Annotated in this window: 11 protein-coding genes; 10 read left to right on the forward strand and 1 reads right to left on the reverse strand. The window is 34.6% G+C overall.

What is annotated here, in order from left to right; translation table 11 throughout:
* The 4 genes from thrA to ACHRVX_RS10375 all read left to right on the forward strand — a co-directional run bounded on the left by thrA (position 1) and on the right by ACHRVX_RS10375 (position 4,907).
* Positions 1 to 2,415: a bifunctional aspartate kinase/homoserine dehydrogenase I gene (gene thrA, locus ACHRVX_RS10360; RefSeq protein WP_395331894.1), complete on the forward strand. Its 2,415-nt coding sequence runs from the start codon at positions 1 to 3 to the stop codon at positions 2,413 to 2,415.
* 114 nt (positions 2,416 to 2,529) lie between these two features.
* Positions 2,530 to 2,955: an OsmC family protein gene (locus ACHRVX_RS10365; protein WP_395331896.1), complete on the forward strand. Its 426-nt coding sequence runs from the start codon at positions 2,530 to 2,532 to the stop codon at positions 2,953 to 2,955.
* A 135-nt stretch (positions 2,956 to 3,090) separates the two neighbouring features.
* Positions 3,091 to 4,263: a trans-sulfuration enzyme family protein gene (locus ACHRVX_RS10370; RefSeq protein ID WP_395331898.1), complete on the forward strand. Its 1,173-nt coding sequence runs from the start codon at positions 3,091 to 3,093 to the stop codon at positions 4,261 to 4,263.
* A 233-nt stretch (positions 4,264 to 4,496) separates the two neighbouring features.
* Positions 4,497 to 4,907 carry an Rrf2 family transcriptional regulator gene (locus tag ACHRVX_RS10375; protein ID WP_056244942.1) on the forward strand — a complete coding sequence of 137 codons (411 nt, stop codon included), beginning with the start codon at positions 4,497 to 4,499 and terminating at the stop codon, positions 4,905 to 4,907.
* A 91-nt stretch (positions 4,908 to 4,998) separates the two neighbouring features.
* On the opposite strand, the gene ACHRVX_RS10380 is transcribed toward ACHRVX_RS10375, so the two are convergent.
* On the reverse strand, positions 4,999 to 5,781 hold the full coding sequence (locus ACHRVX_RS10380; RefSeq protein WP_395331900.1) for a sulfite exporter TauE/SafE family protein: 783 nt from the start codon (positions 5,779 to 5,781) through the stop codon (positions 4,999 to 5,001).
* Positions 5,782 to 6,089: 308 nt separating this feature from the next.
* On the opposite strand from ACHRVX_RS10380, the gene ACHRVX_RS10385 reads away from it, so the two are divergent.
* From ACHRVX_RS10385 to cobA, 6 genes are all read left to right on the forward strand, one after another.
* Positions 6,090 to 6,992 carry a sulfite exporter TauE/SafE family protein gene (locus tag ACHRVX_RS10385; RefSeq protein WP_395331902.1) on the forward strand — a complete coding sequence of 301 codons (903 nt, stop codon included), beginning with the start codon at positions 6,090 to 6,092 and terminating at the stop codon, positions 6,990 to 6,992.
* A 23-nt stretch (positions 6,993 to 7,015) separates the two neighbouring features.
* Positions 7,016 to 7,726: a phosphoadenylyl-sulfate reductase gene (locus ACHRVX_RS10390; RefSeq protein ID WP_395331904.1), complete on the forward strand. Its 711-nt coding sequence runs from the start codon at positions 7,016 to 7,018 to the stop codon at positions 7,724 to 7,726.
* A 261-nt stretch (positions 7,727 to 7,987) separates the two neighbouring features.
* Positions 7,988 to 8,887, forward strand: coding sequence for a sulfate adenylyltransferase subunit CysD (gene cysD, locus ACHRVX_RS10395; RefSeq protein ID WP_395331906.1), 900 nt, complete (start codon positions 7,988 to 7,990; stop codon positions 8,885 to 8,887).
* Between the two features lie 145 nt (positions 8,888 to 9,032).
* Positions 9,033 to 10,277 carry a sulfate adenylyltransferase subunit 1 gene (locus ACHRVX_RS10400; protein ID WP_395332884.1) on the forward strand — a complete coding sequence of 415 codons (1,245 nt, stop codon included), beginning with the start codon at positions 9,033 to 9,035 and terminating at the stop codon, positions 10,275 to 10,277.
* A gap of 117 nt (positions 10,278 to 10,394) precedes the next feature.
* On the forward strand, positions 10,395 to 12,485 hold the full coding sequence (locus ACHRVX_RS10405) for a nitrite reductase (protein WP_395331908.1): 2,091 nt from the start codon (positions 10,395 to 10,397) through the stop codon (positions 12,483 to 12,485).
* Positions 12,478 to 13,251, forward strand: coding sequence for a uroporphyrinogen-III C-methyltransferase (gene cobA / locus ACHRVX_RS10410; RefSeq protein WP_395331910.1), 774 nt, complete (start codon positions 12,478 to 12,480; stop codon positions 13,249 to 13,251). The genes ACHRVX_RS10405 and cobA overlap by 8 nt, the downstream gene beginning before the upstream one ends.
* Positions 13,252 to 13,298: the final 47 nt, after the last annotated feature.

Raw genomic sequence — 13,298 nt, forward strand, 5'->3', positions numbered from 1 at the left:
ATGAAAATATTAAAATTTGGAGGTAAATCGTTATCAAACGGAGAAGGACTTAACAAAGTAGTTTCAATCATTTCTGATAAAGTAAATCAAGGCGAACAAATTGCAGTTGTCGTTTCGGCTCGCGGAAAAGCAACAGACGAATTAGATTATATTTTGAAACTTGCCGCTAAAAACGGTAATTACAAACCATTATTTGAAAATTTCAAAACCTATCAAATTTCAGACTATCCACAGGTAGATTTATCTGAAGAATTTAATATTTTAGAAAAACTTTTTGAAGGCGTTAGTTTGATTGGAGATTACAGCAATAAAATCAAAGATCAGATTTTGTCTAAAGGTGAGTTGCTTTCGGCTAAATTGTTGACTGCGATTTTAAAAGAAAAAGGAATTCCTGCCAATTTTGTTGATTCGAGAGAATTATTAAAAACCGACTCAAAATTTGGAGATGCACAACCTTTAGAACAGCTATCTAAGAAAAATGTCATCAATTATTTCAAACAACATAACGGTTCAACGGTTAATATTGTAACTGGTTTTATTGGTTCAAACAATAATAATGACACTACAACTTTAGGCAGAAACGGCAGCAATTATACCGCATCATTAATTGCTAATTATTTAAATGCCGAAGAACTTCAAAACTTTACGCACGTTGATGGAATTTATACAGCAAATCCGGATTTAGTTGCCGATGCTAAAAAAATTGAATTTTTATCGTTTAATGAAGCAAATGAATTGGCGAATTTTGGAGCAACAATTTTGCACGCAAAAACGATAATTCCTTTATTAGAAAAAAATATTCCGTTACGTATTTTAAATACATTCAATCATGAAAATCGCGGAACATTAATCACTTCAGACTCTGCAAAAGAAGGAATCAAAACACTTTCGGTTTTAGAGAATTTATCATTAGTAAATCTTGAAGGTCGAGGATTACTAGGGAAAGCCGGTGTTGATGCCCGAATTTTCAAGGTAATGGGCGATCATAATATCAGTGTAAGTATCATTTCCCAAGGTTCTTCAGAAAGGGGAATTGGGTTGGTTGTTGCGACAGATAAGGCAACAACAGCGATGATTGAGTTAGAAAAAGAGTTCGAAAACGACTTTTATTCTAAGGATGTAAACCAAATTACAGTAACAGATAATGTTTCGGTTATTTCGATTATTGGTCAGGATTTAAGTACTTTTCACAAACCATATACCGCATTAATTAAAAATAAAATAGTTCCAATTTTGTTTAACAACACCGTTACAGGTAAAAACGTGAGTTTGGTGGTTAAAAAGTCAGAACTTAATAAAGCATTAAACGTAATTCACGGAGAGATTTTTGGAGTTTCCAAGAAAATCAACATCGCAATTTTTGGTCACGGTTTAGTAGGCGGAACTTTAATCAATCAAATTTTAGAATCAACCGCAGCAATCGAAAAACGTAAAGACATTAAACTAAATGTTTTTGCTATTGCGAACTCTAAGAAACTACTTTTAAACAAAAATGGCGTAAGTCTAAACTGGAGAAATGACATTCAGCAAGACGGACTTGAATATACAATAAATGATGTAATTGCTTATGCAAACCAACATCATCTGGAAAACTTAATTGCAATTGATAATACGGCAAGTGCCACTTTTGTAGAAAATTATATTTCGTTGATCGAAAGCAGTTTCGACTTGATTTCATCCAATAAAGTTGCCAATACATTAAGCTACGGTTTTTATAAGGAACTGAGAAAGTCCTTAGCAGATAATCAGAAGAATTATTTGTATGAAACCAATGTTGGAGCAGGTTTACCATTAATTGATACGATTAAGTTATTACACCTTTCAGGTGAAAATATCACAAAAATAAAAGGAGTTTTCTCGGGAACATTAAGTTATTTGTTCAATAATTTCTCTTCAAAAGACGCTCCGTTTAGCGAAATTCTAAAAGAAGCAATCGATAACGGATATACAGAGCCAGACCCGCGTGAGGATTTATGCGGAAATGATGTAGGAAGAAAATTACTGATTCTGGCTAGAGAATTAGACCTGCAAAATGAGTTTGAAGAAATCTCGATTCAGAATTTAATTCCGGAACATTTACGTGAAGGAAATGTTGCTGATTTCTTAACTAAATTAAAAGAATTTGACCCAATTTACGAGAAAATAAAAGCCGATCAAAAACCAAATCATGTATTAAGATACATTGGTGAATTGTCCGGTGATTTACAAAATGACAAAGGAATTCTGGAAGTAAAATTAGTTTCGGTACCTTCTGATACAGCGTTAGGCGGATTAAAAGGTTCTGATTCTTTCTTCGAAATTTACACAGAATCTTACGGAGATCGTCCAATCGTAATTCAGGGAGCCGGTGCAGGTTCTGCAGTTACGGCGAGAGGAGTTTTTGGCGATATTTTGAGATTATCAGATAAAGGGTAATCTCTAATCTCAAAGGGGAATGAAATGAATAATTAAGAAGATTTATTAATTAAAAAGTGACGACCTCCAGTCTTATCTCCCTCCCTTTCGGGGAGGGTTGGGGAGGGGAATAACATGAAAGTAACCTTAAACAGAGTAAACGACGCGTTTCATTTCAAACTAAAAAATGAAAGAGGTCATGTAGTTGATGTTGACAGCAGAGCCGAATTTGGCGGAAGCGATTTAGGTGCAAGTCCGATGGAATTAGTATTGATGGGAGTTGCAGGATGCAGCGCGATTGATATGATTTCGATTTTAAAGAAACAACGTCAGGAAATCACCTCATTTAATGCTGAGGTCGAAGGAGAACGCGTTCAAGTTGGCGAAGCAAAACCTTTTAAAGAAATCAATGTAGTTTTTTATTTAGAAGGAGATATCAACCCTGAAAAGGCACATCGTGCTGCCCAGCTTTCTTTCGAGAAATATTGTTCAGTAGCCAAAACGGTTGAACCAACAGCGACAATAAGTTATAAAGTTGTCCTGAATAATCAAGCATTATAGAATTAGAAAATTAGTCAATTAGAAAATTAGAAAATTCTCTATTGAGCGTTAACTAATAATTGACTTCAGTTAAATTTTAAGTTTTGGTTTATATGATAGTAAAACCTGAAACCTGAAACAAGAAAAACAAAAAAAATGAACGAACAAGAACTTGGTTTTGAAACTCAAGCCATAAGAACACAATTAGAAAGATCTCAGTATTTAGAGCATTCGGTGCCATTATACTTATCGTCAAGCTTTGTATTTGAAGATGCCGAAGATATGAGAGCTTCATTTACAGAAGAAAAAGAACGAAATATTTACAGCCGTTTCAGTAATCCCAATACGACTGAATTTGTAGATAAAATTTGCAAAATGGAAGGTGCTGAAGCCGGTTATGCTTTTGCAACAGGAATGGCAGCCGTTTATTCAACATTTGCAGCTTTATTAAATGCCGGCGATCACATTGTATCTGCAAGCAGCGTTTTTGGTTCAACCCATGCATTATTTGTGACTTACTTTCCTAAATGGAATATCGAAACTTCGTATTTTGAGATCAACAAACCGGAAACGATTGAAGCTTTAATCAAACCCAATACGAAAATATTATACGCAGAGTCACCTACAAATCCCGGTGTTGATGTAATTGATTTACAATTGTTGGGAGATATCGCTAAAAAGCATAATCTGATTTTAATTATCGACAACTGTTTTGCAACGCCATATATTCAACAGCCCATAAAATTTGGAGCCCATTTAGTCGTACATTCTGCCACAAAATTAATTGATGGTCAAGGACGTGTTTTAGGAGGAGTTACGGTTGGAAGTGAAGATTTAATCAGACAGATATATTTATTCTCCAGAAATACGGGTCCGGCTTTATCTCCGTTTAATGCCTGGATTTTATCCAAAAGTTTAGAAACTTTAGTTGTTCGTGTTGAAAAGCACTGCGAAAATGCTTTGAAAGTAGCTGAATTTTTAGAAGCACATCCAAATGTGAATAGTGTGAAATATCCGTTTCTGAAATCGCATCCACAATATGAAATCGCTAAAAAGCAAATGCTTTTAGGTGGTAACATAATTGCATTTGAAATTAAAGGCGGCATCGAAGCAGGAAGAAAATTTTTAGATAAAATAAAATTATGTTCATTATCAGCTAATATTGGAGACACAAGATCAATTGTAACTCATCCGGCATCAACAACACACAGTAAATTATCTGAGGAAGATCAATTAGCAGTTGGTATTACCCAAGGTTTAGTACGTGTTTCTGTAGGTTTAGAAACTGTGAAAGATGTAATTGCTGATTTAGAGCAAGCGCTTTCTTAATTGTAGATTAAATCCATTTCAATATATAAATAGCGATTTCAACTGTAAATAATACAGTGGAAATCGCTATTTTTTTAAACTATACTAATTTAGTAGAACTTAGTTTTTCATTCTGTTATTATTCTCGTTCAAAAAGCTTATTTTTGTTGCAGAAAAATATTCAGTTGTTATTTTAGCTTATCCCGATAGTTATCGGAACTAAAATCAATAATCTAAATCTAAAATATATATAAGTGCTTTCAAAGAAAACAAAATACGGAATTAAAGCTTTAACCTATTTAGCGAGACGTGATAATAACGAACCAGTACAAATTGCTGAAATTGCGAAAAGTGAACATATTTCAATTAAATTTTTAGAGAGTATTTTGCTGTTACTTAGGAATTCAGGTTTTCTTGGCGCAAAAAAAGGAAAAGGCGGCGGTTATTATCTGATAAAAGATCCAAAAGATATCAGTATGGCAAAAGTATATCGAATTCTTGAAGGTCCAATTGCATTATTGCCTTGTGCAAGTCATAATTTCTATGAAAGATGTGATGATTGCGATGATGAAACCACCTGCGCAGCAAGACGTTTAATGATGGAAGTTAGAGATAATACTCTTAAAATATTAGAAAGTAATTCTCTTGCAGATATTGCATTTTAATTTTAAACCATATAAGTTATTATAAGTGCTGATTTAAAATAGATGTAAGTTTTTATTAAATGAACTTATATTACTTATATAGTGAAAAGAATTAAAATATCAATTTATATCCCGCTATAAACAGCATTATTGCAATAGCGTTTCTAAGAAATAAATCAGGAACTTTTCCGCTTAACATACTTCCTATAAAAATCCCCGGAAGCGATCCCATTAATAATTGCCCCAGTAAAACTAAATCAAGATTTCCCATCGAGGCATGTCCTATTCCGGCAACAAGAGTTAGCGGAACGGCGTGAGCAATCTCAGTTCCTACCAACCGAGGCGTTGGCAAAAGAGGATACAGGAAAAACAATGTAACCGTTCCTAATGCACCTGCACCAATAGAAGTCAATGTTACAGTTGCCCCTAATAATACACCAATTCCTATAGTTAACATATTTTGAGTGTGGCTCTCACTATGAAATCGATCTCCGGCATGTTTTTGAGAAAGAACTAATAATTTCTTTTTAAATAAAATGGCAATCGAGGTAAAAAGCAATGCCCATCCCAAACTGTATTTTATCACAGCATTTATAGTCGAAATATCGGTTTTAATACTATTCAAGATCCATAAAGTCAATAAAGCTGCGGGAACACTTCCTAAAGTGAGCCAGCCTGTAATTTGCCAATTGATATTGCCTTTTTTATGATGTACAAATACGCCTCCCATTTTAGTAAACGCAGCATATAATAAGTCTGTTCCTACTGCTGTTGTTGGCGGAATTCCAAAATATAATAAAATTGGAGTCATCAAGGAACCACCTCCAACACCTGTCAAACCTACTATGAAACCTACGAGCAGACCCGCAATTACAAGACCTATTTGAAAATCCATGTATAAATATTTACGGTAAAAATAACAACAATTTTATAATTATCCTATGGATGTGGTAGACATTAAAAGAGTATTTTGGTAATCAAGATAATTAAATTTATATGTTGTTGTTTTATAGGTATTTATGTGTTTTAACTTATTCTGTTAATTTGTGAAATTCCTTAAAGTGCTTTTCAAGTTAAATGAAAGAGCAATAGAGATGTAAAAAAAATAAATATTACTTTGATATTTAGAAATAAGTAGTAATTTTGCATAGTAATCTATTAAGCCGATAGGGTAATAGTTAAAAAGAGAAGAAACATTACAATATGGAGAAGGAATTAAAAATAAATAGTGGTGATTTTAAGTCTGATACAGCACTAAAAGAAAAATTATGGGTCGCAATACCTGTTGTTTTATTAGTGGGTTTGTTGACGGTGTTAATATACAACCATTATGCTGATTTTTCCTGGAACGGACTTGTTGAAGGTTTCAATGAGGATTTTTTAGCCTTTTTCCTTATAGGTGTTTTTGCACAATTAGTTGACGGTACCTTAGGAATGGGTTACGGAGCTACTTCAACTTCGTTTTTATTAGCTTACGGAGTTCCGCCAGTTATTAGCAGTACAGGAGTTCACGTTGCAGAAATGTTTACTACGGGAGCATCGGCAATTTCGCATCATCGATTTGGGAATATCAATAAAAAACTCGTAAAAAATTTACTAATTCCGGGAGTTTTGGGTTCAATCATAGGAGCTTATTTATTATCTGATGTTATTAGTGGAGATGTTATAAAACCATTTATTGCTGTTTACATGATTATTTTGGCAATTATAATTATCAGAAAAGCACTGAAAAAAACAATCGTAAAAAAGAAAACTAAAAAATTAGGAATTCTGGCGACTTTTGGAGGCTTTATGGATGCCGTTGGTGGTGGTGGCTGGGGACCAATTGTAACTTCTACATTATTAGGAAGAGGAAGAAATCCAAGATATACAATAGGTTCTGTAAATGCTGCCGAGTTTGCTGTTTCATTTGCAAGCGGTATCACTTTTATGCTTTTCGGAGGAATTCACGGTTGGCAGGTAATTATAGGTTTAATTGTAGGAGGAGTAATTGCAGCGCCGGTCGGGGCATATTTGGTAAACAAAATTCAAAGGACGCCTATGATGATTGCCGTTGGAATTTTAATTATATTATTGAGTTTAAAAACATTATCTAAATTATTGTAATAGATTTTTAGGAAGAGAATAACATGAATGCAAAAGATATAACAGTATTATTAGACATAACAAAGGATTTTTCGCTTGACGAAACTTTAGCTTTTTTAGCCAGTCAATATCCGGGAAAAGTAATATTTTCGACTTCTTTTGGTCAGGAAGATCAGGTAATTACAGATTTTATTGCCAAAAGTAATCAGGATATTACCATTTTTACTTTAGATACCGGAAGATTATTTCAAGAGACTTATGATGTTTTTCATAAGACCTTAAAAAAGTATAAAAAACAAATTGAAGTCTATTTCCCTGAAGCAACAGCGGTAGAAAGTTTACTGAAACAAAAAGGACCAAACAGCTTTTATGATTCGGTAGAAAACAGAAAAGAATGCTGTTTTATTCGAAAAGTAATTCCCTTACGAAAAGCTCTGGCAGGAAATTCAGTTTGGATTACAGGTTTAAGAGCCGAACAATCTGAGAACAGAAATGACTTGCAATTGTTTGAATACGACGGAGGTTTCGAAATCATCAAGTTCAATCCGTTATTAAAATGGACTTTAGAAGAAGTTGAAACCTATTTACAAGAAAACAATGTTCCGCAAAATGCTCTACACAAACAAGGCTTCGTAAGTATAGGTTGTGCGCCATGTACCAGAGCAATATTTCCGGGCGAAGATATCAGAGCCGGAAGATGGTGGTGGGAATCGAGCCATAAGGAATGTGGGTTGCATGGAGCGAAGAAAGAGTAGAGAGTCAAGAGGAAAGAGTCAAGATAAAAGAGAATAGAATATAAAGAGTAAGATCAAGAATATGTATTTAAAGTTCCGGAGGAACGATTCATATTGTAGCGTCGGGTTTCAACCCGATGGAGATTTAAATCATTGCGTCGGTCTTCAACCCGATGGAGATTCAAAAAAGAATAAACAAAAAAGAATAAAACAATAGTTGAAAATTTTAGGTCACCACAAAACTTGTAACCTGAAACTTAAAACTTGAAACAAAAAACAAAAATGAGTTCAGTATTAAAAACAAACGCTTTAGAGAGTGAAGCGATATACATTTTCAGAGAAGTAATTTCACAGTTTGACAAACCGGTTTTACTTTTTTCTGGAGGAAAAGATTCTATAACATTAGTGCGTTTAGCACAAAAAGCATTTTTTCCGGCAAAAATTCCGTTTCCTCTTTTGCATGTTGATACGGGACACAATTTCCCTGAAACTATTGCTTTCAGAGATAAATTGGTAGAAGAATTAGGTTTAGAGTTAATCGTTCGTAATGTTCAGGATGCGATTGATGAAGGAAAAGTTGTGGAAGAAACCGGGAAATATTCTAGTAGAAACAGCTTACAGACCACAACACTTTTAGATGCTATCGAAGAATTTAAGTTTGATGCTTGTATTGGTGGTGCTCGTCGTGATGAAGAAAAAGCAAGAGCAAAGGAACGTATTTTTTCAGTTCGTGATGATTTCGGTCAGTGGGATGAAAAAAATCAACGTCCGGAATTGTTTGATATTTTGAACGGAAAGATTGAAAATGGTCAAAACGTTCGTGTTTTCCCAATTTCAAACTGGACAGAACTAGATGTTTGGAGTTATATCGAAAAAGAACACATCGAAATTCCATCTATCTATTTTTCACATAAAAGAAAAGTTTTTTTGAGAGACGGTTTAATCTGGTCGCATTCTCCTTTTGTGTACCAGGAAGAAGACGAACAAATCGAAGAAAGAATTGTTCGCTTCAGAACCGTTGGAGATATGACTTGTACCGCTGCAGTTGATTCTTATGCAGCAACAATCAAGGAAGTTGTTGGAGAAATCAGAACATCAACTATTTCTGAAAGAGGCGCCAGAATCGACGACAAACGTTCTGAAGCCGCAATGGAAAAGAGAAAACAACAAGGATATTTTTAAGAAAGAAGTTAGAAGAAAGACGAAAGAAGTTAGAAGTATTCTACAGTAAATTCAAAAACAAAAAAACATACAGGTTTAAATTTTAGACAAAGTTTTTCAAAACTTGAAACTTGAAACAAAATTAAACTTGAAACAAAATATAGAAATGGAAGTTTTAAAAATAGCAACAGCAGGAAGTGTAGATGACGGAAAAAGTACTTTGATCGGGAGATTATTGTATGATACAAAATCGTTGACTACAGACAAAATAGAAGCAATCGAAAAAAGCAGTAAACAAAAAGGATACGATTATCTTGATTTTTCTTTGGCAACTGACGGATTAGTAGCAGAAAGAGAACAAGGAATTACGATTGACGTTGCGCATATTTATTTTTCGACAGCAAAGAAAAGTTACATTATTGCCGATACTCCGGGTCACGTAGAATATACGAGAAACATGGTTACAGGAGCTTCAACTTCTCAGGTTTCTATCATTTTAATTGATGCAAGAAAAGGGGTAATTGAGCAAACATACCGTCACTTTTTTATCAATAATCTATTGCGAGTAAAAGAAGTAATTGTTGCGATTAACAAAATGGATTTAGTTGATTATTCTGAAGAAGTTTACAACAAAATCAAAGCCGATTTTCAGGCATTAAATGCTAAAAGCACATTCAAGGAACAAAACGTAAGTTACATTCCGTTAAGTGCTATCAATGGCGGAAACGTAGTCGATCAGTCTAAAGATATGCCTTGGTACACTGGTCAAACGGTATTGGAACATTTAGAAGGATTACATTCTTCAGATGTTTTTGAAACTGGAAAAGCGCGTTTCCCGGTTCAGACGGTTATTCGTCCAAAGACAGAAGAATATCATGATTTTAGAGGTTATGCCGGAAAATTATACGGAAACTCAATTAAAGTTGGAGATGCCGTTACGGTTCTTCCTTCTTTAACAGAATCAAAAGTATCTAAAATTCACTTTTTTGATAAAACATTTGATGAAGCCGTTGCAGGTTCTTCGATTACTATTGAATTAGAAAATGACATTAATGTTACAAGAGGTGATATGATTGTAAAATCATCAGAACTTCCAAAAATTGAAAAAGAAATCACCACAACTGTTTGCTGGATGGACAGTAAAAAACTGGTTGCAGGAACAAAATATATTGTACAGCACAATACAAACTCAGTTTTGGCAAAAGTAGAAAGTATCAAAAATACCATCTCAACAGATTATTCAGGAACAAAAGAAGCATCTCAATTAGCCATAAACGAAATTGGAGAAGTAAGCATCAAATTAAGCAAACCTTTATATTTTGATGCCTATAATGATAATAAATCAAACGGCGCTTTTATCTTAATTGATACAGCAACCAATACCACAGCAGGAGTAGGATTTATTCGATAAATCTCCCTAGCCCCCGAAGGGGGAATGCTTAGATGTAAAGAAAAAATATATTAATTCTCCAGTTTTTTACTCCTTCCCCTTTGGGGAGGGTTGGGGAGGGGAAAGCAAGAAAATAAAATGGAAAGTTTTAGAACAGAAATAGAAAATCCGATAGTTCAGAAAGAGATCATCGATTTAGAAAAAAAGATTCATTTATTCCGTGGAGGAAAAATTGATGATGAGCGTTTTCGTAGTCTTCGTTTAGCGCGTGGAATTTACGGACAACGTCAGGAAGGCGTTCAAATGATTCGTATTAAGTTGCCTTACGGTAAAGTAACCAGCGAACAATTGGTGCGTATTACTAAAGTTTCTGATGAATATTCTACAGGACGTTTGCACATTACAACGCGTCAGGACATTCAGATTCACTATGTAAGTTTAGACAGAACTCCTGAGCTTTGGGCAAATTTAGCAAAAGACGATGTTACTTTGCGTGAAGCTTGTGGAAACACGGTAAGAAACATTACAGGAAGCGAATTGGCAGGTGTAGATGTAAATGAACCATTTGATGTTTCGCCTTATGCACACGCTTTATTTCAATACTTATTAAGAAACCCAATTTGTCAGGAAATGGGGCGTAAATTCAAAATTTCGTTCTCATCATCTGATGAAGATACGGCTTTGAGTTATTTGCACGATTTAGGATTTATTCCGAAAATTGTAGATGGCGTTCGTGGTTTCAAAATCATGTTTGGTGGAGGTTTAGGATCTCAGCCGGCGCATGCTGAATTACTTTCAGAATTTGTGCCCGCAAACGAAATCATCCCCACAGCAGAAGGGATCATCCGTATCTTTGACCGTTACGGTGAACGTGCAAAAAGAATGAAAGCCCGTATGAAATTCTTAATCAAAGAAATGGGAAGAGATGTTTTTCTTGATTTGGTTGAAAAAGAGAAAAAAGCCATCGCTTTTGAAACCTACGAAATTGATACAACTGCTTTTGAGGGACCAATTCCGGAACCATTATTACAAGCGCCACAAGTTACAATTGAGGATACTGCAGCTTATGAAGCCTGGAAAAAATCGAATGTAATTGCTCAGAAACAAGCAGGTTATTACGCGATTGGAATCAAAGTTTTATTAGGAGATTTTTATACCGATAAAGCCAGATTATTAGCCGCTTTAATTAAAAATTACGCAGCAAACGAATTACGTTTTTCATTGCGTCAAAATATTGTAATTCGTCACGTAAAAGAAGCTAATTTGCCTTTCTTTTATCAGGAATTAGCCAGATTAGGATTTGTAGATTTAGGATATAATTCTACAGCAGATATTACGGCATGTCCCGGTACAGATACTTGTAATTTGGGGATTGCAAGTAGTACCGGTATTGCAGAAGAATTAGAAAAAGTTCTAAATGCAGAATATCCTCAGTACTTAAACAATCATGAAATTGAAATTAAAATTTCTGGTTGTATGAATGCTTGCGGTCAACACAATATGTCAGCAATTGGTTTTCAGGGAATGTCAATCAATTCAGGAAAATTAGTCGCTCCGGCATTGCAGGTTTTATTAGGTGGAGGAAGATTAGGAAACGGTTCAGGACGTTTTGCTGACAAAGTAATTAAAATTCCAAGCCGTAGAGGACCAGATGCATTGCGTACCATCTTAAATGATTTTGACAAAAATGCAAACGGAGAAAAATTCCTTAATTATTATGATTTTAAAGGAGAAAAATATTTCTATGAAATTTTAAAACCTTTCGCAGACGTAACCAATTTAACCGAAGCTGATTTTGTAGACTGGGGTAACGCAGATAACTACGTAAAAGCAGTTGGCGTAGGAGAATGTGCCGGAGTTGTGATCGATTTAGTAGCTACTTTATTATTAGAAGCCAAAGATAAATTGACATTCGCACAAGAATCATTTGACGAAGGAAAATGGTCAGATGCTATTTACCATGCTTATGCAGGATTTGTAAATGGTGCCAAAGCATTATTACTTTCAGAAAACGAAAAAACAAACAATCACGCTGGAATTGTAGATTTATTTGATACTGTTTTTATTGCAACCGATAAAATTGGATTGCCAACAACATTCAGAGAATTGGTTTATCAAATCAATCAAAATGAACCAAGTGAAGCGTTTGCAAAACAATATATTGAAGAAGGAATTGCATTTTTTGCAATTATAGAAAAATACAGAGCTCAAGAATTAGCAAATGCTTAATATCAAACCAAAAGTAACTTTAGTTGGTGCAGGTCCCGGCGATCCGGATTTGCTTACGCTCAAAGCCGTAAAAGCACTAGCTGAAGCAAATGTGGTTTTGTACGATGCCTTAGCCAATGACGAAATATTAGCACACGCTCCTAAAAATTCCATCAAAATTTTTGTTGGAAAAAAGATAGGAAACCACGCTTATACGCAAGATCAAATCAATCAATTGATTGTTGATAATGCATTAACGTATGGAAATGTCGTGCGTTTAAAAGGAGGAGATCCATTTATTTTTGGTCGTGGAAGCGAAGAAATAGAATTTGCAGAAAGCTTCGGAATTGAAACAGTTGTAATTCCCGGAATATCTTCGGTAGTGGCAGTTCCTGCAAGTCAGGGAATTTCGATTACAAAAAGAGGTGTTTCAGAAAGTTTTTGGGCAATTACAGGAACAACTTCTGATAGAAAATTATCTTCAGATGTAGCTTTGGCAGCACAATCATCTGCAACAGTGGTAATTTTGATGGGAATGCACAAATTGCCTCAGATTATTGATTTGTTTCAAAAAGAAAATAAAGGCAATTTGCCCGTAGCGATCATTCAAAATGGAACAACATCTCAAGAAAAATTAGGTGTTGGAACAGTAGATTCGATTTTAGAGATTGTAAAACAGCAAAAATTGAGTTCACCGGCAATTATTGTTCTCGGAGAAGTTGTAAAAGCAAGCAATAAATTAAAAGGCTTTTACGAAGAATTTCTATCAAAAGAAATCGACAGATAAAATCCCGGAGGGATGAACAATATTGTAGCGTCGGGTTTCAACCCGAT

It is taken from the genome of Flavobacterium sp. FlaQc-47 (assembly GCF_044006475.1).
Lineage (GTDB): Bacteria > Bacteroidota > Bacteroidia > Flavobacteriales > Flavobacteriaceae > Flavobacterium.

Bases quoted from the DNA above. Each gene is read 5' to 3' on its own strand.
- ACHRVX_RS10385 (WP_395331902.1), top strand. From the start codon at position 6,090: ATGGAGAAGGAATTAAAAATAAATAGTGGTGATTTTAAGTCTGATACA.
- cobA (WP_395331910.1), top strand. From the start codon at position 12,478: ATGCTTAATATCAAACCAAAAGTAACTTTAGTTGGTGCAGGTCCCGGC.
- cysD (WP_395331906.1), top strand. From the start codon at position 7,988: ATGAGTTCAGTATTAAAAACAAACGCTTTAGAGAGTGAAGCGATATAC.
- ACHRVX_RS10390 (WP_395331904.1), top strand. From the start codon at position 7,016: ATGAATGCAAAAGATATAACAGTATTATTAGACATAACAAAGGATTTT.
- ACHRVX_RS10370 (WP_395331898.1), top strand. From the start codon at position 3,091: ATGAACGAACAAGAACTTGGTTTTGAAACTCAAGCCATAAGAACACAA.
- ACHRVX_RS10380 (WP_395331900.1), bottom strand. From the start codon at position 5,781: ATGGATTTTCAAATAGGTCTTGTAATTGCGGGTCTGCTCGTAGGTTTC.
- ACHRVX_RS10405 (WP_395331908.1), top strand. From the start codon at position 10,395: ATGGAAAGTTTTAGAACAGAAATAGAAAATCCGATAGTTCAGAAAGAG.
- ACHRVX_RS10400 (WP_395332884.1), top strand. From the start codon at position 9,033: ATGGAAGTTTTAAAAATAGCAACAGCAGGAAGTGTAGATGACGGAAAA.
- ACHRVX_RS10365 (WP_395331896.1), top strand. From the start codon at position 2,530: ATGAAAGTAACCTTAAACAGAGTAAACGACGCGTTTCATTTCAAACTA.
- thrA (WP_395331894.1), top strand. From the start codon at position 1: ATGAAAATATTAAAATTTGGAGGTAAATCGTTATCAAACGGAGAAGGA.